Source organism: Mucilaginibacter sp. 22184 (assembly GCF_052045695.1).
Lineage (GTDB): Bacteria > Bacteroidota > Bacteroidia > Sphingobacteriales > Sphingobacteriaceae > Mucilaginibacter.
Genome location: NZ_JBQEPI010000001.1, coordinates 934351 through 954128, shown reverse-complemented (window position 1 = coordinate 954128; position 19778 = coordinate 934351). Strand labels below are relative to the sequence as shown.

The 19778-nt window shown below is 43.6% G+C and carries 20 protein-coding genes and 1 pseudogene; 9 read left to right on the top strand and 12 right to left on the bottom strand.

The genetic code is table 11. The features are described from left to right. The first annotated feature begins 21 nt into the window (after positions 1–21). Positions 22–2178, top strand: coding sequence for a DNA helicase RecQ (gene recQ / locus ACTJKG_RS04110; RefSeq protein ID WP_440738434.1), 2157 nt, complete (start codon positions 22–24; stop codon positions 2176–2178). 208 nt (positions 2179–2386) lie between these two features. Continuing rightward, entirely contained in the window at positions 2387–3730 is a 1344-nt protein-coding gene (locus tag ACTJKG_RS04105; protein ID WP_440738433.1) for a UDP-N-acetylmuramoyl-tripeptide--D-alanyl-D-alanine ligase, read from the top strand. On the opposite strand, the gene ACTJKG_RS04100 is transcribed toward ACTJKG_RS04105, so the two are convergent. Next, on the bottom strand, positions 3727–4326 hold the full coding sequence (locus tag ACTJKG_RS04100; protein ID WP_172334116.1) for a short chain dehydrogenase: 600 nt from the start codon (positions 4324–4326) through the stop codon (positions 3727–3729). The two genes, ACTJKG_RS04105 and ACTJKG_RS04100, sit on opposite strands and share 4 nt — an antisense overlap. Before the next feature lie 122 nt (positions 4327–4448). Further along, positions 4449–5189, bottom strand: coding sequence for an SDR family NAD(P)-dependent oxidoreductase (locus tag ACTJKG_RS04095; RefSeq protein WP_172334117.1), 741 nt, complete (start codon positions 5187–5189; stop codon positions 4449–4451). A gap of 94 nt (positions 5190–5283) precedes the next feature. Between ACTJKG_RS04095 and ACTJKG_RS04090 the strand changes: the two genes are divergently transcribed. Then, on the top strand, positions 5284–5676 hold the full coding sequence (locus ACTJKG_RS04090; RefSeq protein ID WP_440738432.1) for a winged helix-turn-helix transcriptional regulator: 393 nt from the start codon (positions 5284–5286) through the stop codon (positions 5674–5676). Between the two features lie 330 nt (positions 5677–6006). On the opposite strand, the gene ACTJKG_RS04085 is transcribed toward ACTJKG_RS04090, so the two are convergent. Next, a complete protein-coding gene (locus tag ACTJKG_RS04085; protein ID WP_440738431.1) occupies positions 6007–7146 on the bottom strand; it encodes an NAD(P)/FAD-dependent oxidoreductase in 1140 nt (379 codons plus the stop codon). 189 nt (positions 7147–7335) lie between these two features. Here ACTJKG_RS04085 and ACTJKG_RS04080 point away from each other — a divergent pair, with 189 nt between their 5' ends. Further along, entirely contained in the window at positions 7336–8064 is a 729-nt protein-coding gene (locus ACTJKG_RS04080; RefSeq protein WP_440738430.1) for a zinc metallopeptidase, read from the top strand. A gap of 109 nt (positions 8065–8173) precedes the next feature. Here ACTJKG_RS04080 and ACTJKG_RS04075 read toward each other — a convergent pair whose 3' ends face one another. Beyond that, a complete protein-coding gene (locus ACTJKG_RS04075; RefSeq protein WP_440738429.1) occupies positions 8174–9850 on the bottom strand; it encodes a GMC oxidoreductase in 1677 nt (558 codons plus the stop codon). 292 nt (positions 9851–10142) lie between these two features. Between ACTJKG_RS04075 and ACTJKG_RS04070 the strand changes: the two genes are divergently transcribed. Beyond that, complete coding sequence (locus tag ACTJKG_RS04070; protein ID WP_440738428.1) at positions 10143–11174, top strand: YXWGXW repeat-containing protein; 1032 nt, start codon at positions 10143–10145, stop codon at positions 11172–11174. 108 nt (positions 11175–11282) lie between these two features. On the opposite strand, the gene apaG is transcribed toward ACTJKG_RS04070, so the two are convergent. Next, entirely contained in the window at positions 11283–11669 is a 387-nt protein-coding gene (apaG, locus tag ACTJKG_RS04065) for a Co2+/Mg2+ efflux protein ApaG (RefSeq protein WP_166095331.1), read from the bottom strand. 46 nt (positions 11670–11715) lie between these two features. Next, on the bottom strand, positions 11716–12708 hold the full coding sequence (gene dusB, locus ACTJKG_RS04060; RefSeq protein WP_440738427.1) for a tRNA dihydrouridine synthase DusB: 993 nt from the start codon (positions 12706–12708) through the stop codon (positions 11716–11718). Positions 12709–12747: 39 nt separating this feature from the next. On the opposite strand from dusB, the gene ACTJKG_RS04055 reads away from it, so the two are divergent. The 4 genes and pseudogenes from ACTJKG_RS04055 to ACTJKG_RS04040 form a co-directional block, all read left to right on the top strand. Further along, positions 12748–13692: a CPBP family intramembrane glutamic endopeptidase gene (locus ACTJKG_RS04055; protein WP_172334124.1), complete on the top strand. Its 945-nt coding sequence runs from the start codon at positions 12748–12750 to the stop codon at positions 13690–13692. Then, positions 13692–13904, top strand: coding sequence for a DUF2007 domain-containing protein (locus ACTJKG_RS04050; protein ID WP_090473416.1), 213 nt, complete (start codon positions 13692–13694; stop codon positions 13902–13904). Before ACTJKG_RS04055 ends, ACTJKG_RS04050 begins: the two co-directional genes overlap by 1 nt. A gap of 147 nt (positions 13905–14051) precedes the next feature. Beyond that, positions 14052–14852: a phosphatidate cytidylyltransferase gene (locus tag ACTJKG_RS04045; RefSeq protein WP_172334125.1), complete on the top strand. Its 801-nt coding sequence runs from the start codon at positions 14052–14054 to the stop codon at positions 14850–14852. Between the two features lie 135 nt (positions 14853–14987). Continuing rightward, a pseudogene (locus ACTJKG_RS04040) lies at positions 14988–15641 on the top strand (phosphatidylserine decarboxylase family protein); the annotation flags it as partial. Positions 15642–16190: 549 nt separating this feature from the next. On the opposite strand, the gene rplS reads toward ACTJKG_RS04040, so the two are convergent. The 6 genes from rplS to rimM form a co-directional block, all read right to left on the bottom strand. Next, positions 16191–16538 (bottom strand): 50S ribosomal protein L19, encoded by a 348-nt coding sequence (rplS, locus tag ACTJKG_RS04035; RefSeq protein WP_166095341.1) that lies wholly within the window; start codon positions 16536–16538, stop codon positions 16191–16193. Between the two features lie 224 nt (positions 16539–16762). Next, on the bottom strand, positions 16763–17437 hold the full coding sequence (trmD, locus tag ACTJKG_RS04030) for a tRNA (guanosine(37)-N1)-methyltransferase TrmD (RefSeq protein WP_172334126.1): 675 nt from the start codon (positions 17435–17437) through the stop codon (positions 16763–16765). 176 nt (positions 17438–17613) lie between these two features. After that, on the bottom strand, positions 17614–18003 hold the full coding sequence (locus ACTJKG_RS04025; RefSeq protein ID WP_440738426.1) for a VOC family protein: 390 nt from the start codon (positions 18001–18003) through the stop codon (positions 17614–17616). 11 nt (positions 18004–18014) lie between these two features. After that, positions 18015–18215 (bottom strand): helix-turn-helix transcriptional regulator, encoded by a 201-nt coding sequence (locus tag ACTJKG_RS04020; RefSeq protein ID WP_172334128.1) that lies wholly within the window; start codon positions 18213–18215, stop codon positions 18015–18017. Next, entirely contained in the window at positions 18212–19126 is a 915-nt protein-coding gene (locus tag ACTJKG_RS04015) for a hypothetical protein (protein WP_172334129.1), read from the bottom strand. The genes ACTJKG_RS04020 and ACTJKG_RS04015 overlap by 4 nt, the downstream gene beginning before the upstream one ends. 122 nt (positions 19127–19248) lie before the next feature. Beyond that, positions 19249–19776 (bottom strand): ribosome maturation factor RimM, encoded by a 528-nt coding sequence (gene rimM / locus ACTJKG_RS04010; RefSeq protein WP_172334130.1) that lies wholly within the window; start codon positions 19774–19776, stop codon positions 19249–19251. Between the last annotated feature and the right edge of the window lie 2 nt (positions 19777–19778).

Here is a 19778-nt window from a genome sequence, read left to right as displayed (position 1 = left end):
CATCCGCACATCTAAACTGACATGACACCTCAGGAGGCCCTTCAAAAATATTTCGGTTACAGCAAATTCCGGCACCAACAGGAGGCCATTATTCAGCATGTGTTAAACAAGCAGGATGTAATGGCGCTGATGCCTACTGGTGGTGGCAAGTCGCTGTGTTATCAGTTGCCCGCGGTATTGCTCAATGGGCTTACCATCGTGATATCGCCGTTGATAGCCTTGATGAAAGATCAGGTGGACAGTTTGAATGTAAGCGGCATCCCGGCAGCGTTTTTGAACTCGGCCCAAACACCCGAGGAGCAGCGCCAGTTGGTGGAGCGGCTAAGAAACAGCCAGGTAAAACTATTATATCTGGCACCCGAGCGTTTGTTTGGCGCTGAAAACAAACTGGTGCCATTTTTAAAAACACTCAACGTTGTACAAATAGCTATTGACGAGGCGCATTGCATATCGCAATGGGGTCACGATTTCAGGCCCGAATACCTGATGCTGGCCCAACTCAAAAATGAGTTCCCGAATGTGCCGGTTATCGCCCTAACAGCCACAGCCGATAAGCTGACGCAAAAGGACATCCTCGAAAAGCTGAACCTGCATCAACCTAAAGTATTTGTATCCTCATTTAACCGGGCCAATATCACTTACCGGGTTATCCCTAAAAAGAACAGTTTTAAACAGCTCATCGCTTTTTTAAACGAGCGCCCGGACGAATCGGGCATTATCTATTGTCTTTCGCGTAAATCAACCGAGGATCTGGCAGCCGACCTCAAAGATGAGGGCTTTGCCGCCGAAGCCTACCACGCGGGCCTTAACAATGAAATTAAAGCCAAAAACCAGGAAGCTTTTTTGCGTGATGATGTCAAGATCATTGTAGCCACCATCGCTTTTGGTATGGGTATCAATAAATCAAATGTGCGCTACGTGGTGCATATGGATCTGCCGAAGAATATCGAGGGTTATTACCAGGAAACCGGTCGCGCCGGTCGCGATGGTTTAGCGTCGGAAGCCTTGCTGCTTTATTCGCCGGGTGATGCGGGTAAGCTGCAGCACTTTGCGCGGATTGAAGGCAACGAAGAGCAGAGCCGCATTATGCTCAACAAGCTGAACGATATGGTTCGGTACTGCCAGCTGCAAACCTGTCGCAGGCAATATCTCATGAATTATTTCGACGAGGCATTTCCACCGGATTGTGGCTCCTGCGATGTTTGTTTGACGGAGTTTAAGCGTTTTGATGGAACCCTGATCGCTCAAAAAGCACTGTCGGCAGTATCGCGGCTCAATGAACGGTTTGGGATTAACTATGTAATCGATTTTTTACGGGGATCCAAAAATGAAAAGATCCGCGAAGAACATAAACAACTTAAGACCTACGGCATTGGCGCCGATATCAGTAAAGTGGATTGGCAACGTTACATCAGGGAGCTAATCACCCTGGAATATTTACAGGTAACCGATGATGGCTACCCGGTATTGAAATTAACCGGCCAGAGCTCGCTGGTGCTTAAAGGCCTGCAAAAAGTTGAATTTATTGAAACACAAACCACCGAAGAGCACCATACCGAAGCCGCTCCACCGCATGAAGCCGAATTGCTGAATTTGTTGAAAAGCGTCCGTCGGGATATTGCCCAACTGGAAAATGTGCCGCCATACATCATTGTTTCTGATGCTACCCTGCTGGAAATGGCCACCTATCTGCCCCAGAGTTTAGATGAATTGAGATTGACATCCGGCTTTGGCGATATTAAACTGGCCCGTTACGGTCGTGAACTTTTACAACCGGTAAAAGATTATTGCAAGGCCAAAGGTCTGGAATCAAAGATCGCCTATAAATCGCCCAAACGGGAGCGCAAAACCAAAACAGAGCGTCTTTCCCGCGCTCCGCGCACCGGAACAGATACCCGAACCGAAACATTTAACCTGTACCGCCAGGGTAAAAATACCTCGGAGATAGCCACGGCACGAGGTCTTTCGCTGGTAACTATCGAAAGCCATTTGAGCCATTTTGTACAAACCGGTGATCTGGATGTTAAAGAGCTCGTTGCCGAAAACAAGCTGACTATAATCATAGAAGCCGTAGAAAACTACGGTGCCGAACGCCTGGCCCCACTCAAAGAAGTATTGGGCGATGCCTACACCTACGGCGAAATCAAAGCCGTGATAAGCTGGATGAATAAAAATTAGCTAATTAGTATCAAGTAGTTAGTATCAAGTATCAAGACAAAAAAATGCATAATTTAGTAGCAAGCAACTAGTATCAGGTATCAAGACAGAAAATGCATAATTTTAAGGCGTTTTAATACATCAATAGAAAAGTATCGGCATTTAAGAAAAAGTCTTGATACTTGATACTAACTACTTGATACCAGAATCAGCTACTTGATACTAAAATATGACTACTACTGAACAACTTTACAAGATATACCTCCAGCATCCCACAATAAGTACCGATACCAGAAAAATTACACCGGGAAGCCTGTTTTTTGCGCTTAAAGGCGACAAGTTTGATGCCAATACCTTCGCACAGCAAGCTATAGAAGCCGGGGCTGCTTATGCCATTATCGATAACCAGGAGTATCAGCTGGGCAACCGCTATTTACTGGTTGAAGATGCGTTAACCGCTCTGCAGGATCTGGCCCGTCATCATCGCCGGCAAATACGGATACCTGTTGTGGGGCTCACCGGCACCAATGGCAAAACCACTACCAAGGAACTTATCAACGCGGTATTATCCCGGCATTTTAAAACCCAGGCCACACAAGGCAACCTCAATAACCACATCGGTGTACCGCTTACTGTATTAACCATTGATTCCACGCATGAGGCGGCCGTAATTGAAATGGGTGCCAATCATCAAAAGGAAATCGAATTACTTTGCAGCATCTCGCAGCCATCACACGGCCTGATCACCAACGTGGGTAAAGCGCATTTGGAGGGTTTTGGCGGCGTGGAAGGTGTAAAAAAGGGCAAAGGGGAATTGTATGATTTCTTAGCCACCCAACTCCCTGAAGGGGGAGCAAGCCGCATTGCTTTTATTAATAGCGATGATACGGTGTTAATGGAAATGGCCGCTGCACGGCATTTACATCATGTAGTTTATTACGGCATACAAGATATTGATAACCTGATCAGTGGTGAGATCATCAAGAACGCGCCACTACTTACCATTCAGTGGACCAATAATACAACTGGCCAAACCTATACTGTGAAAACCCAGCTTACCGGGGCTTATAACCTCAACAATATATTGGCAGCCATTAGCATCGGTACTTATTTTAAACTAAGTGCACAGGAAATAAACGCGGGTATCGAGGGTTATCAGCCCAAAAACAACCGTTCGCAAATTGTGCAAACGGCTACCAATACCCTTATTTGCGATTATTATAATGCCAACCCGAGCAGCATGGCCGTAGCTATTGAAAATATGGACAAGATTAGCGCGAAACCCAAGGTATTGATCCTGGGTGATATGTTTGAACTGGGTGATGAATCGCCTGCCGAGCACCTCACCATCCTTCAAAAAGCGCTGGATGTACCCGTTAATGAACGGATATTTATCGGCAAGGATTTTGAAAGTCAAAAGTCAAAAGTCAAAAGTCAAAACCAGGCAGCCACTTTTTATTTAACGGCCGAAGAAGCCATTGCGGGGCTGAAAGCTCATCCCATAAAAAATTCCACCGTTCTGATCAAGGGTTCGCGGGGAATGGCTTTGGAGCGTTTGGTGGAGTTGTTTTAATAAACACGAAGTATCTTCCCGGTAATATTGGTGTTAAGGCATTGCAGATAGGCATCGGTGATTTCGGTCATAGGTATAGCCCGTAATCCGGGAAAAAGATGACCGTAATCTTTTGCGGAATCTTCCACCATGCCGGGGCTCACCACGTTTACCCGCAAGCCTCTTTTCAGCTCTAAAGCAGCCGAAAGCACAAAACTGTGCAACGCACCGCTCACCACACCACCACCGGTTACACCCTTGGCGGGTTCATCGGCAAATATGCCGGATGTAAGGGTAAATGAACCATTGTCATTTAAATAGTGCTGTCCGGTTAAAACCAACTGGGCCTGGCCAAAAAACTTGCCCCTCATATTATCATAAAGCGCGTCGGCAGTGAGTGTGTCAAAATCGTCCATAGCCCCCGATGCCGCGGTACATATCAATGCATCAACTGAACTTACTTTTTTAAACATTGCTTCGATAGCCTGCCCTGAAGTAATATCAACCCTGATGTCACCACTGTTTCTACCGGCGGTAATAATCTCATGACCGGGGCTTATCTGCTCCATGATCCTTTTTCCCACAGTACCTTGCGCACCTACGAATAATACCCTCATAATAGCTGTTATTTTATCAGAACAAATTTAACAGCCTAAGTTTATTCCGGCTCAACAACACCTAATTGTAAGCACCTTACAAAAAGTAAGTATGGCCGTTAATATATAACAGCCATAACTCATTAACTATTAAACCCGCCATCAATGGTCATGATAGACCCAGTTGTAAAGCTTGCTGATGGACCGGCTAAATAGGCCACCACCTCGGCTATCTGCTGCGGATCGCCATATTTGGGGATGGCCATTAAGCTGCGTGCTTTATCGGCATGGCCGCCATCTGCCGGGTTCATGTCGGTATTCACCGGCCCGGGCTGTACCAGGTTCACCGTAATACCCTTCGGACCTAAATCGCGGGCTAACCCTTTTGTAAGACCAACCAATGCCGATTTGCTCATAGAATACAATGTTCCTTGTCCGGCAACCACCCTATCGGCCATATTACTGCCGATGGTAATAAACCTGCCCGATTTTTCCAGCTTTTGCGCTGCAAAAATGGCCGCCTCAAAAACCGCTTTTACATTTATATCCATAACAAAGCGGTAATCATCCAGCGTGTGATCTTCCATCGGCTTGCCGCCATAAACCCCGGCGTTGTTCACCAGGATATCCAGCTTCCCGAATTTTTCAACCGTTTGCGTTAAGGCCGAGGTTATTTCGTTCTCTAAAGCATTATCCGCTTTAACCGCCGATACATTTAATCCTTCACTGGTTAATTCATCCACCAATGCTTGCGCTTTTTCTTTCCCGTTTACATAGGTAAAAACCACGGTGGCGCCTTCCCGGGCCATTTGTTTTACTATCGCCGCGCCCATACCCCGACTGCCTCCGGTAACCAGGGCTATTTTATCTTTTAATTTTTGCATTACTGTTTGTTTTTAATACTGTTGCAAAGCTACCGCCAAACCCATACATTTGTATATACTGATAAATTTGTATAGTACTAACATAAATGTAAGTATGAGAAAAGAAACCTCCACCAACCTGGAAAATGAGCAGCTGATCCTGGCCGGTTGTGGAACCTCCTATACGCTCGACCTAATCGGCGGCCGTTGGAAACCGCAGATCCTGTGGCGATTGCTATTGCAGGGCAGCATGCGTTATAGCCAGCTCAAAAATTCCATGCCCAATGTTTCTGAACGGATACTGATTTTACAACTGCGTGAACTGGAAAAGGATAAACTCATCAGCAGGCAGGTTTACGCCGAAGTACCACCAAAAGTAGAGTACCGGCTAACCGATTTGGGCCTGAGCCTGAAACCCGTACTGTGTTGCCTGTCTACCTGGGGCGAAGCCAACCGGCCAACGAGGTTTGAGAACCCGGCGCCGGAGGTTGTAATTGAAGGAGTGTAAGTTTAGATTGTAAAATCAATTCTCTTCATGTCAATGAGGATCGACACCAATAATGTTCGAAAGAAATAAATTTCTGTCAAATTTGTCATTTCGATGAGCCGAAGTGGGGATTTGTGTTAGCGGGCGAATAGAAATCTTGTACTATTTGCTAAGCCAGACGTATAAGATCTCTCCTCGTGTCTCGTTCGAAATGACAGATTTTTCTTATTCCACTCACAAACACCCCATTACGAATATCAATACTATACGTATACGCCCGGTAAAGCGGCCCTGCATATCGGGGATTGCCACGTCGTTCCTCCTCGCAATGACGAGCTAAATTAAAAAGGCTTATCCTTTCAACATCAGCTCCGCTACCTCTTCCCCTACTAAACTCCCCATTGCCACGCCCATCCCATTGCAGCGAACAGCGCAATAGATATTGGGTTGTATTTGCTTGACTATCGGAGTAATTTGCTCACCAAAGCCCATGATGCCGCTCCACCAGTAATCAACTTCAACATCCTGGCCCGGTAATATTACTTCACGCAGGTAACAAATCAGTTTCTCTTTTACCGCATCGGTATGTCCAAAATCCCAGGTTTTTTCAGCATTGTAGTCGAGGTTGCGGCCGCCGCCAAAGAGTATGCGGTTATCAATATTCCGGAAGTAGTAATAGCCTTCGTTAAAATGATAAGTGCCTTTCAGTTTTAAGCTGGGGACTGGTTTGGTAACCAACACTTGTCCCCTGCCCGGGATCACGTTGAGCTCGGGATATAGCTGACTGGCAAAAGCATTGGTAGCCAATATCACCCTGCCTGCTTTAAAGTTACCCTGCGAAGTACTGAGCCTTAAATGTTTATCATCCGGTTCAATAGCCGTTATTTCGCAATCGTTTAATACCAGCACACCTAAACTATATACCTTATATAATAGGGCGCGCATCATTTTGCCGGTATGCAATTGGCCTTCAAACGGATTATATATCATGTGACTAACATTGCCGAAGCCGAAATCTGCAATTTTTTCATCAGCTACTGCATAAATGTCAGGCTTGCCTATGGCTTGCTGTAATAATTTATTGAGATGACCGATTTTTTCTATACAGTTTTGAGCTATAGCTTTTTCATCACTCATAAAAAGCTCGTGTCCACCATACTGGTAATAATCCATTCCGGCATCGCCCAGGTTTTCCCTTAAGCGCTGTAAACCACTCCATTTATAGGCCACTAAACGCATGGCTTCTTCTTCTGAGGATTGATTGATGACAGAAATTTGCTCAGAAACTGTACCAAAACAGGCAAAACCTGCGTTTTTAGTACTGGCGCCTGATGGTAAAAACCCACGCTCCAAAACCAGTACTTTTAAATTGGGTTGTTGCTTTTTCAAATGCAGCGCAGCGCTGAGGCCAACAAGACCACTGCCGATAATGACTACATCGGCCTGATCAATAAACGCAGTGCGCTCCCAGTATGAAAAAGACGGCTTCATTTTAAGTCAAAAGTAAAAATTGCGAAGCACTCTTGAACACCATAAACAATAAAACGTGAAAAATTCAAAATTCAAAAGTACTTACATACAAGAAACTTAATTTTTGAATTCGCCGACTGGCTTAAACCGGAATAGTTTTTGAATAGAGAAATTGACGGGGATTTTGAATTTTAACTTTTGAATTAACAAATGAATCACTTATCAATAATTATTGGATATATCGGCTACAATTCGGCCTGGTTCCTGATGATCGCAATCGCTCTGATAAGCTTTATAGTACAGTGGCGGTTCCGAAGTAAGTTTAAACAATACTCAGAGGTTGTGTTATTGTCCGGCCTTTCAGGTCAGGAGGTGGCCGTAAAAATGCTGCGTGCCCATGGCATATTTGACGTACAGGTAATATCTGTTGAAGGACAATTGACCGATCATTATAATCCCGAAACTAAAACGGTAAACTTAAGCCAGGATGTTTTTTACGGCCGAAGTATTGCCGCCGCTGCAGTAGCCGCGCACGAGTGCGGTCATGCGGTACAGCATGCACAGGCTTATGGGTGGTTAAGTTTCCGCTCGGCTATGGTGCCTGTTATTAACGTGGCATCAACCCTAACCCAGTGGACTTTATTTATAGGTATCATGCTATTATTCTTCGCCCAGAGCCCCTATGTCTTGGCGGTGGGTGTTGCCGCGTTGGCATTGGTTACCTTTTTTAGTTTTATAACTCTGCCCGTTGAATTTGACGCCAGCAGGCGGGCGTTGGCCTGGCTCGATAATAACTACAGCATCATGCAAACCGCACAGGAACATGAGCAAGCCAAAGATGCCCTCTGGTGGGCTGCCATGACCTATGTAGTTGCCGCACTAAGTGCTCTGGCTACGCTGGTTTACTATGCTTCGTTTTTGTTTAATAGAAGAAATTGAGGAACGAGAGGCAATAATCAAGAAATAAGACTTCTGACCTGATCGTAACGAACAGGCCTTAAAAAAAACATGTCAGCAATGGCATGTTTTTTTTATCGAGTTTTCCGACTTACAAATTCCCCAACTTTAACTCTTCAACTGCAAAATGTGCAGCTCGTGCGGTAAAGGCCATGTAAGATAAGGATGGGTTTACACAGGATGAGGATGCCATGAACGAGCCATCGGTAACAAATACATTTTTGGCATCCCAAACCTGGTTCCATTTATTAAGCACCGATGTTTTGGGATCATTCCCCATACGCGCCGCACCCATTTCATGGATTGCACCTATGTTTTTCCGGGCGATAAAACCTTTCACATTCTTTAGTCCTACTTTTTCAAACATCTCTACCGCGTCGGCTAGCGACTCTGCTTCCATTTTACGCTCATTTTCCTTCATTTCAATATCTACAGATAAAGTATTGAGTCCCCATTTATCTTTAACCTCTTTATTAAGGCTGATCTTATTATCATGATAGGGCAGTACTTCGCCAAAGCTCGCCATTGACATGGCCCAGTTTCCGGGTTCAGTCAGCGCATCCTTAAAATCGGCGCCTATGCTTAGCTCCGCGATTTCCCTGCTCCAGCCTTCGCGCCCAGCAGATCCCTGGAAACCAAAGCCCCGCAGGTAATCGCGTTTATCGCCAAACAGATTGCGATAACGTGGTATATATATGCCGTTGGCCCTGCGGCCAAAGTAGTATTTATCCTCATAGCCTTCCATAATACCGCTGGCAGCACCGGCTACGTGGTGATCCATCACGTTATGCCCCAGTTCACCGCTGCTGCTGCCCAGTCCGTCGGGCCATATATCCGTTGCCGAGTTCATCAATATCCAGGCGCTGTTAAAAGTGGAGGCGTTTAAAAAAATGATCTTTGCGGTATAGGTATAGGTTTTATTGTTTTCAGCATCCAGCACCTCTACACCTGTGGCCTTTTGAGTATCCTTATTATACAATACCCGGGTAACTATTGACCATGGGCGAACCGTAAGGTTACCAGTAGCCATTGCAGCGGGCAGTGTTGACGATTGTGTACTGAAATATCCACCGAACGGACAGCCCAGCGCGCACTTATTTCGGTACTGGCAATTGGTTCGGCCGGGTAATGGTTGGGTAATATTAGCCGTACGCCCGATGATCATATGCCGCTGACCATTGTATTGTTTTTTTATACGAGCCGATACGTCCTTTTCCACACAATTCAACTCCATGGGGGGCTGAAACTGTCCATCGGGTAAATGCGGCAGGTTTTCGAGCGAACCGCTAATGCCGGCAAAACGCTCCACATGGTCATACCAGGGTGCAATATCTTTATAACGAACGGGCCAGTCGATAGCGATACCCTCTTTGGTATTGGCTTCGAAATCAAAGTCGCTCCAGCGGTAGCTCTGCCTGCCCCACATTAAGGAGCGGCCACCTACATGGTAACCCCTGCGCCAATTATAGGGCTTAACCTGCGTATACGGACTTTCCTGCTCGTTCACCCAATAATCCATATTGGCTTCATTAAGCCCGTGGGCCTGATTTTGCACTGTATACTCTTTTATTTTTGATTGCGGCGCCACGTCGCGGTGCGGCAGCTCCCAGGGAGCCTTGGTAGCATTGGTATAACCTTTTATATGTTCAATATTTTGTCCGCGCTCCAGCATCAATACCTTTAAACCCTGTTCGGTAAGCTCTTTTGCCGCCCATCCACCCGAAATTCCGGAACCTACAACAATGGCATCATAATGGTAATTATCCATAACGGTTTATCATATTATTGGTGATGTTACTTTGCCAGGCGCAAAGCATCTTTTGCTAAAATAAAAATACGCTTTGTATTTTTTATATGTTATATATACAATTAAAAAAATAGCCTGCTTTAAAAACCGCAAGGGTCATTAGCCGCTCTGCCAGTCACACCCATCTATCATATTTATTTATTTTTCAGCAACTTACAATTTCATGAAGCTTTGATGAAGAGCTATTTAAGTCGTGATAAATCTTAATGTAATATTCATGTTACCCCTATAGGTTTGGTTAAAATTTATCGACATGAAAAAAAACATTAAAATATTCATACTGCTTCTGGCAACATCGTTAGTGGCAGTTAAAAGTCATGCACAGGTAAGCATTGGTGTATCAGTGAGGATAGCCCCGCCGGCACTACCGGTTTACGCACAACCCCCATGCCCTGTTGATGGCTATTTATGGACTCCCGGTTACTGGGCTTATGCCGACGATGGTGGCTATTACTGGGTACCCGGTGTTTGGGTAGCTCCCCCCCGCGTGGGCTTCCTGTGGACCCCCGGCTATTGGGGATACGATGGTGGCGTGTATCTTTTTCACCAGGGTTACTGGGGCAGGCACATTGGTTTCTATGGCGGTGTAAACTATGGCTATGGTTATGGCGGTGCAGGCTATGTAGGCGGCAGATGGGCCGGTAATTCCTTCCAGTACAATACCGCTGTGGTTAATGTAAATAATACCGTGGTACACAATACCTACATCAACAAAACGGTTATCAATAATAACGTAACTGTAAACCGTACCAGTTTTAACGGCCCTGGCGGTGTAAATGCCCAGGCAAGGCCCGAAGAGCTGGCCGCAGCCCGCGAACAACACGTACAACCAACCAATGATCAGGTGAGCCATCAGCAGGTGGCGGGTAAAGATCATAACCAGTTTGCGTCGGCCAATAATGGTCGCCCGGCTACAGCAGCCATGAATAAGGTGGATGGAAACCGATTCAATACCGAAGGTCGCCGAGCCCGGACCTCATCGCCCGACGGCACAAATAACAATGCCGACCCCAACAATCGCCCACAAGCCAACAACAATCCTGATAACCACAATCCGGCCAACCAGGATAATGCTAATAAAAGCGCGTCACCGGCCAACCAGCCTGCAAGGACTCCGCACCAATGGCAAACAGGTAACAATCCTAATGCAGGTAATGCTCATCAACCGGCCCAACATCCACAGGCTAACAACATGGCCCGTGCACCAAGACAGCTGGTAAGACATCCCGCACCCGGAAGACCACATCCAGCTCCAAGGCCCGAAGGGCATGAAAGGCACAGATAATCGCTTTTCCCCAAATTTAATGTTATATATACGCAAAATCCCGGTTGATAAATCAAACCGGGATTTTTTATATCTTGATTCTTGACTCTAATCTCTTGATTCTTTTCCCTAATTCATCCTGTATGGGGCGATCAGGTAAAATTCGGGGATTTGTACATTAAAAGAAGCATTATCCAACAAACGGTTCATTTGGTACTCGCCTTTCATGCTGCCCATATCGGTTTTAAGGTTACAGCCCGATACGTATTCGTGCGCATGCCCTGGTTCAATAACCGGTTGCTGGCCTACCACACCTTCGCCTTCCACTTCACGTTTCGCCCCGTTTGAATCAAAAATATACCAGTGCCTGCTGATCAGTTGGATAGCATAGTTACTCATATTTTCGATATTCACCTTGTAGGCAAACATAAAATGGTCATTAGCCGGATTTGAATATTCGGGCTGATATACGGTCTCGATAGAAACCTTAACACCCTCAGTTATAGTAGTAACCATGTGAATTGTTTCTGTTTAGTTCCAAATATAAACATCTAAACAAATATTACGCCATCTCAACAGTATATTTTTCGTCAATTTCTGCTAAAATTTCGTAGAGCTCTTCCAATGTACCGGCTGTTACCAGTTTCATACGATATTCTTTAAAGTTTTCGATGCCTTTAAAGTAGTTGGAATAGTGTCTGCGCATTTCAAAAACACCTGTTTTAGGGCCTTTCCATTCAATTGATTTTTGTAAATGGGTAGTACAGGCAGCAATACGCTCGGTGATGGTTGGCTTGTCCAGATGTTCGCCAGTGGCAAAAAAATGCTTCACCTCGCGGAATATCCAGGGATAACCAATCGCCGCACGGCCTATCATCATACCATCCACGCCATACTCCAGGCGCCAGTTAGCGGCCTTTTCGGGCGAATCGATATCGCCATTACCAAATATCGGGATCTGTATGCGGGGGTTTTTCTTAATATCACGTATCAGCGACCAATCGGCCACGCCTTTATACATCTGTGCCCTGGTACGGCCATGAATGGTAAGGGCTTTTATCCCCACATCCTGCAGGCGCTCGGCAACTTCGTACACGTTTTTGGTATTATCATCCCAACCCAGGCGCGTTTTTACGGTTACCGGCAAATGTGTAGCTTCTACAACAGCTTTTGTCATCGCCACCATTTTGTCAATATCCTGTAATAAACTGGCTCCGGCACCTCGGCAAGCCACCTGTTTTACGGGGCAGCCATAATTGATGTCCATCAGATCGGGTTTGGCCAGCGTAGCTATCTCGGTAGCCTCACGCATGTGGTCTATATCACTGCCAAATATCTGGATGCCTATGGGGCGCTCATACTCAAATATATCCAGTTTCTGGCGACTCTTGGCCGCGTCACGGATCAATCCTTCTGATGAGATAAACTCTGTATACATCATATCCGCGCCGTTTTGCTTGCACACGTAACGGAAGGGTGGATCACTCACATCCTCCATCGGCGCCAGCAACAGCGGGAACTCACCTAAATCAATATTTCCTATTTGTACAGACATGCTTATCTTTAGCCTGCAAAAATACGAATTTTACAACAAATGATAAAAGACCCCACTAAGGAAACACAAACCTATCAGACTGATATATATCCACTATTACAATTACTGATTATTTTCTTCTTCCTGATCTTTGTTCCCGGGATAGGTTATTTTGTAGCCAAAGGCATCACCACCCTGCTTTATGGAGCAAAAACCTGGGCCGATGTCGGCACTTTTAACATTGCAAACCCCAATGTAAAAAACGGCCTGTGGATATTACAAATAGTGAGTACCACTATTCCATTATTTGTAATCCCTGTACTATTTGCCCGTTTTATTGTACGCGATACGCGAACCTATTTAAAATCAACCTTTAATTTCCCACCGGTTTTATTGGTATTGGTATTCGCGATCATGCTGTTTTCATCACCAGTGATGGAGGTACTGGTTAATCTGAATCAAAAACTTACCCTGCCTGCTCCTCTTAAAGCCATTGAGGATTTGATGCGTACCATGGAGCAGCAGGCTCAGAAAGCTACCGATGCCATGCTGAGCATGAAAAACATTGGCGACCTGCTTTTTGCTATATTGACTGTTGGCTTATTAACCGCTATTGCCGAAGAATTTTTATTCAGGGGATGTATCCAAACCATATTTGTTAAATGGACCGGCAATACCCACGCTGCTATCTGGATCACGGCCATAGCGTTCAGCGCCTTTCACATGGAGTTCTTTTCGTTTTTACCACGCGTAGCACTGGGCGTTTTCTTTGGCTATTTTGTAGCCTGGAGCGGCAGCGTGTGGACGGGCGTTTGGGCGCATTTTTTAAATAATGGTTCGGCAGTGCTAATCACATATCTGTATCAGCACAAACTTATCAAGCTCAATCCCGACGATCAGCACGTATTTAATTATGGCGCATATGTGTTTAGCTTGATAATTATTTTAATTTTGCTTTACATATACAGGAATATAGCGCTCAAAAGGCCCATGTTTGATTTTTAATGGAAAAAGGCTGGATCAAAATTTTTACTTCGTCCAATTTTTATCAATCAGAAATTGTTAAACAGGTACTAACCGGCCATCATATTGATACGGTTTTGATCAACAAGCAAGATTCATCACACAAAGCCTTTGGCAATATAGAAGTATACATTCACCAGGAGGATTTTAGCAAAGCCATCGAGATCATGATTCTCAATCAAATTAATTTATGATTTTGGGAGTAAAGTTTTTGAGAGCAAGGATATTTAGACCGATGGTTTTATAGAAGCAAAAGATGAATACAGAAAAGATAAAAAATACTTACTCCAAATATCCTTACTCTTTGCTCCAAAAATCACTAATTCACTAATTCAAAATTAATGAAAGTACGCGCCATTACCGGCTTCTTTTTTGTTATCGTAATGCTGGGCTCCGTTTTCTTGGGCTCTTATGTATTCAGTGCATTTTACCTGATACTTACTTCTTTTTGTTTGTTTGAATTTTACAAACTGGTACGCGAAGGGGGTTTTAAACCCAGTCGCGAAAGTGGGCTCATTAATGGTTTCTTGGTATTCCTGTTTTTCGCTGCCCAATACTATTTTCCTGAATGGAAACTTATCTTTTTATTGCCGGTAACCTTAAGTGCAATTTATATACAGGAGTTGTATAAAAAATCGCCTAACCCGTTTCCTAACTTGGGTTTTACTTTTTTGGGGATCCTTTTAGCGGTTGTGCCCTTTATATTTTTTCACGCCATGGCCTTTATAAGCGGAAGTTTCAACTTTCATATCCCCATGGGCTTTTTGATCATGTTGTGGAGCAATGATACCGGGGCTTATTTGGCTGGCCGCGCGTTTGGGCGAACCAAACTGTTTGAGCGCCATTCGCCCAAGAAAACCTGGGAGGGATTTTTTGGTGGCGTGGTGATCAGCGCGGTAGCGGCACTGATTATGAGCCATTATTATGCAGAGCTTTCCTGGAAACAATGGGCAAGCATAGCTGTTTTAATATCCTGTTTCGGCACTCTGGGTGACCTGGTAGAATCCATGTTTAAACGGAGCATCAATGTGAAAGACAGTGGCGGGATATTACCTGGACACGGTGGTTTGCTTGATCGGTTCGATGGGCTTTTATTAGCCGCGCCAATTGTTTACGCGTACCTATACTTCATTTCAAATTAGTAGTTTTGTAAATAAATAATAGTATCAAGTAGCTAGTATTACGTATCAAGATTTTCTCACTTTCTGTATTGCCTGCAAAGTTGTCGTGATACTTGATACTAGCTAATTGATACCCAAACAATAAAACATCGTAACATGACTTTTCATAAAGAAGGATATACTTCACTGGCCATAACAGTATTGTTTATTTTTGTATTAAATGCCCTAATACAGTTTTACCTGCCACAGGCACACGCATTAAAATGGATCGTGTACATTTTATCGTTCCTACTGTTTGTAATTATCGTGCAGTTTTTCCGCAGTCCGTTTTTTGATATTACTACAGACGAAACTACTGTACTTTGCCCTGCCGATGGTAAGGTTGTGGTAATAGAAGAAGCTGACGAAACCGAATATCTGAAAGACAAACGCATCCAGCTATCCGTTTTTATGTCGCCGGTAAATGTACACGTAAACCGCAACCCAATAGCGGGCGTGGTAAGTTATTTTAAATACCACAAAGGCAAATACCTGGTGGCCTGGCACCCTAAATCATCAACCGAAAATGAGCGTACTACCGTTGTTGTTCAAAACCGTGAAGGTGTATCGGTATTATTCAGGCAGATAGCCGGAGCATTGGCCCGCCGTATTGTATGGTATGTAAAAGAAGGTGATATTGTGGAACAGGGCCAGCAGTTTGGCTTTATTAAGTTTGGGTCGAGGGTGGACGTATTTTTACCCCTTGGCTCCAAAATACTGGTAAACATTGGCGATGTAGTTAAAGGCGGCCGTACTGTTCTGGCCGAGTTGCCCAGCGCGTTAACCGCGGTTACCACTGCAGAGGAGCCTGCTATCAAACCGGTATCCATAGAATCGCTAACAGCCTCGGCACCTATTGCAGAACAAATAGCCGAAGAAGAGCTAACTATAATTGAAAACGAAGCTCATCAAGGCGAATTACCATTGGTAATTGATCATCCTAAAGTCGAAGAGCCTAAAAAGCCAGCAAAGAAAGCGGCGCCAAAAAAACCCGCTGCAGCTAAAACACCCAAAGGTAAAAAGGAGTAATTATTTATTGCGATATATTGTAAAAGCCGGTTTATGACCGGCTTTTTTGTGTTCTTCCACCTCATTGAGCGGAGCCTGACAATCCCTGATAAAATGAGCCGCTCTGTAATTAGGTGATTCCCATGTCGTTCCTCCTCGCAATGACGCATGGAGAGAAATCAAACATACATATCCCAGGTAAATCAATAAGACAAATAAAATTTTTCCCATAAAAAAGGCCTTCCCGGATAAATATCCAGAAAGGCCTTTTGCAATATCAAATACTTTTCCGTTATAAACGAAGAAGGGAAATTAAACTCTTTTTGATTTGATACGGGCTGCTTTACCGGTAAGGGCACGCAGGTAGTATAGTTTAGAACGACGTACTTTACCTACGCTGTTCACTTCAATTTTATCAATGTTTGGAGAGTTGATAGGGAAGATACGCTCTACACCTATGCCATTTGAAACTTTACGAACGGTAAATGTTTCAGTAGTACCAGCACTGTTACGTTGAATAACAACACCTTGATAAAGCTGAACACGTTCTTTATTTCCTTCTCTGATTTTATAATGTACACTTACAGTATCACCAGCCTTAAAGGAAGGAAACTGCTTTTTTTCTACTGATTGCTCTTCAACAAATTTTACTAAATCCATGATTTTTAGCTCTTAAAGCGATTTTTAGCCCGTAAAAATCGGATTGCAATTATAGGGATTTTTTTTAATATATGAAAGTGTATTTTAAAAATTTCCACATTTTGTTTTTTACTAACAAAATATGGGTGGTTTTTGGTTGATTTTATTGATTACGAGCGTGGTTAGCAATTATAAAAAATCAAGAAACAATTGTAAAATAGTATTACCTTTTGCTCTAACTCGATTTACTCCAGCAGATCGGGTCTACGAGCTTTGGTGCGCTCCAAAGCTCGTTCGAAACGCCACTTTTCAATTTCGGGTGTGTTGCCGCTCAGCAGAATATCGGGCACTTTGTGACCATTCCAGTCGGCCGGGCGGGTGTATACCGGGGCATCGAGCATATCATCCTGAAAAGAGTCGCTCAGGGCGGATGTTTCATCACTTAGCACACCGGGGATCAAACGCACCACCGCATCTACTAAAACAGCAGCAGGCAATTCGCCACCCGATAGTACATAATCGCCAATGGAAATTTCACGGGTTACATAAATATCGCGGATACGCTGATCGATACCTTTATAATGTCCGCATAAAATAATGATGTTGCCTTTGATGGAAAGCTGATTGGCGATAGCCTGATTTAGTCGCTCACCATCCGGCGACATGAAAATGATCTCGTCATATTCCCGCTCGGCTTTCAATTTTTCAATGCAAGCCGCAAAAGGTGGAATGGTCATCACCATACCGCTGCCACCACCGTAAGGATAATCGTCTACGCTTTTTTGTTTACTGGTGGAGTAATCGCGCAGGTTATGCACATAAATTTCGGCGATGCCTTTTTTTTGGGCACGCTGTAAAATGGAGTGTGCAAACGGACTTACCAACAGATCGGGCAAAACGGATATGATATCAAAACGCATGTGCAAATATGCAGATTATTGATCGATGTGCTTTAAACAAATTGTCATCCTGAATGAAGTGAAGGATCTGCTATTGAACTGTGCATTACATTGAATAGATCCTTCGTTCCTCAGGATGACAAGTTTTTCTATTTGATTTTTCTTGATTCCTGATTCTAATTTCTTGACTCTCCTCCTTAAATAATTTTTTCAATTATCCACCGGTGACCAAAGGGGTCTGTAAATTCCCCCTGGCGATAACCGTATTCAAAATCAGTAACAGGCATTATCAGGGTAGCGCCGGCAGCAATGGCCTTATCAAAAACGGCATGTACATCATCAACCATTAAACCAACGCTAACCGTACCCCCACCAGCGTTCGCAGGCGTTTTGGTGCCGCTAAATTGCGTTACCTCATGAACGTGAAACATAGCGCCGTCTATAGTAAATTCGGCCACGTGTATGCTGCCATCATCGTTTCGAAGGCAAAAATTTTCGATAGCGTTAAAAGCCTTTTTATAAAAATCAATGCTGGTTGCCCCGTTGGCTATAGCCAGCATGGGTGCAAATGAAGTTTTTGTTTTCATTATTGGCTCATTTAATCTTCATCCTCTAATATAAACACTTCCTCAACAGGTTTTTCAAATATGCGGGCTATTTTTAAAGCCAGCACAGTTGAAGGCACGTATTTATTACTCTCGATGGTATTGATGGTTTGGCGTGATACACCTACCTGATCGGCCAGATCGGCCTGCGTAATATTTTTGATAGCGCGCTCTACGCGGATGTTATTTTTCATGACGCCAGCTCCCCCTGTTCTGTTGCTTTGTTGTACTTCCGTAATATATAGTTAAACCGTATCACAAAGAAAAGCGTAATGGTGCTCAGGTTTATAAACATAAATACCATAAAATCTGTGAAAAATAAAAAGCAATTAGCTACCAGCAAAATAATATAGTTTGTATATACTGCCAACTGCATTGACTCTAAACGGAGGGTTGCGATAAATTCATCTTCGTTCTTTTCTTTGCTGTAGGTCCAAAGCAGTAATGCCAATGGTAAAAAAAGCATCATATCTTCCAGAATATCCTCATTAATTCTGTTGCCACTCACCCATTTTATTATAAATGACAATAATATCCCCGTCAGCATTACAATAGATACTGATATACCTATTACTTTGAAGGGCTTATAAGGCAAATAAAACAACTTATCAATCTTGTATTCGTTGTTTTTACTGTACCGCAGATAATAATACCTGATCACAAAAATAACAAGCGGTGTAAAGAGGTTATATATCCATATGGGCAATATATCTGTAAAAAAATTACTCAGAACCCGGACCTGGTTGTTAAAGAAAAAAAGATCGTGTACAAGTGCAACAACCAACCAGACACCGTAAATTAAATAGTTGATTAGTATGGCCCAATATAACGCATTATAACGCATCCTAACTGTTAGCTCATCTTCTTTTTTTTCTCTAGAGAAAGCAATAAACAACAGCCCCAGCAAAACCAATATCAACGCCAGCTCATTGGTAAAATTCTCGATTGATGGTACAAACAGGGCATCCTTGTCTCTCAATCGTAATTCAAAACCTGGTATCTTATATTCATGATATAATACAAAATAACCTAAAACAAATCCTGGTACTGCTAAAAACCACCCCAGCAGCTTAAACTGGTATGGAAATAAGAATCGTGATTTCATGGTTGTAAAGTTTAATTTACCAAATGTAAAATAAGCTTTACAAATGTCAAGTATATTTGACAAAATATTTTCAAATAAAAAAGCCAGTGTTATTACAGGCTCTTTTATCCTTACTCCAGAAGCTACCCTTCCAGGTAAACATCCAGCAAACCTTCGGGCAGATCAATATAGATCTCGCCGCCTTCAACATCAATACCTTTTATAATATCCACATTAAGCGGGAACATTACCTCCTTATTTTTGTATTGAACAGTGGCTATCAACTGTTGAGGATATTCCTGCACCTCCAATATTTCGCCCAGTTCGCCGTGGGTTTCATCAACTGCAATAAAGCCTTTTACATCGTTCAGGGTAAATTCGCTCTTTTTCTTTTTGGGTTTTAGCTTGTTGGGTAGGTAGATGTCTTTTTTTACCAGCATGGCTGCTTTTTCAATAACATCTACATCCTCCAGGTATAAATAGGCATTATTCTTTTGCAGATATTTAATGGAGGCTACAAAGTAAGGAATCAGTTTACCTGCAATATCTACAAATAAAGCGTCGAACTTAATGGCATCCAGGCCGTCAAAATCAACGTATATCTGCATCTCTCCTTTAAGGCCCTTGGTTTTTAATATACTACCTACCCGGAAACAATCTTCGGTTTTCATAA

Bases quoted from the DNA above. Each gene is read 5' to 3' on its own strand.
- ACTJKG_RS04105 (WP_440738433.1), top strand. From the start codon at position 2,387: ATGACTACTACTGAACAACTTTACAAGATATACCTCCAGCATCCCACA.
- trmD (WP_172334126.1), bottom strand. From the start codon at position 17,437: ATGCGTTTTGATATCATATCCGTTTTGCCCGATCTGTTGGTAAGTCCG.
- recQ (WP_440738434.1), top strand. From the start codon at position 22: ATGACACCTCAGGAGGCCCTTCAAAAATATTTCGGTTACAGCAAATTC.
- apaG (WP_166095331.1), bottom strand. From the start codon at position 11,669: ATGGTTACTACTATAACTGAGGGTGTTAAGGTTTCTATCGAGACCGTA.
- ACTJKG_RS04070 (WP_440738428.1), top strand. From the start codon at position 10,143: ATGAAAAAAAACATTAAAATATTCATACTGCTTCTGGCAACATCGTTA.
- ACTJKG_RS04015 (WP_172334129.1), bottom strand. From the start codon at position 19,126: ATGAAATCACGATTCTTATTTCCATACCAGTTTAAGCTGCTGGGGTGG.
- ACTJKG_RS04075 (WP_440738429.1), bottom strand. From the start codon at position 9,850: ATGGATAATTACCATTATGATGCCATTGTTGTAGGTTCCGGAATTTCG.
- ACTJKG_RS04050 (WP_090473416.1), top strand. From the start codon at position 13,692: ATGGAAAAAGGCTGGATCAAAATTTTTACTTCGTCCAATTTTTATCAA.
- ACTJKG_RS04095 (WP_172334117.1), bottom strand. From the start codon at position 5,189: ATGCAAAAATTAAAAGATAAAATAGCCCTGGTTACCGGAGGCAGTCGG.
- rimM (WP_172334130.1), bottom strand. From the start codon at position 19,776: ATGAAAACCGAAGATTGTTTCCGGGTAGGTAGTATATTAAAAACCAAG.
- ACTJKG_RS04025 (WP_440738426.1), bottom strand. From the start codon at position 18,003: ATGAAAACAAAAACTTCATTTGCACCCATGCTGGCTATAGCCAACGGG.
- ACTJKG_RS04045 (WP_172334125.1), top strand. From the start codon at position 14,052: ATGAAAGTACGCGCCATTACCGGCTTCTTTTTTGTTATCGTAATGCTG.
- ACTJKG_RS04090 (WP_440738432.1), top strand. From the start codon at position 5,284: ATGAGAAAAGAAACCTCCACCAACCTGGAAAATGAGCAGCTGATCCTG.
- ACTJKG_RS04080 (WP_440738430.1), top strand. From the start codon at position 7,336: ATGAATCACTTATCAATAATTATTGGATATATCGGCTACAATTCGGCC.
- ACTJKG_RS04055 (WP_172334124.1), top strand. From the start codon at position 12,748: ATGATAAAAGACCCCACTAAGGAAACACAAACCTATCAGACTGATATA.
- ACTJKG_RS04100 (WP_172334116.1), bottom strand. From the start codon at position 4,326: ATGAGGGTATTATTCGTAGGTGCGCAAGGTACTGTGGGAAAAAGGATC.
- ACTJKG_RS04020 (WP_172334128.1), bottom strand. From the start codon at position 18,215: ATGAAAAATAACATCCGCGTAGAGCGCGCTATCAAAAATATTACGCAG.
- rplS (WP_166095341.1), bottom strand. From the start codon at position 16,538: ATGGATTTAGTAAAATTTGTTGAAGAGCAATCAGTAGAAAAAAAGCAG.
- dusB (WP_440738427.1), bottom strand. From the start codon at position 12,708: ATGTCTGTACAAATAGGAAATATTGATTTAGGTGAGTTCCCGCTGTTG.
- ACTJKG_RS04085 (WP_440738431.1), bottom strand. From the start codon at position 7,146: ATGAAGCCGTCTTTTTCATACTGGGAGCGCACTGCGTTTATTGATCAG.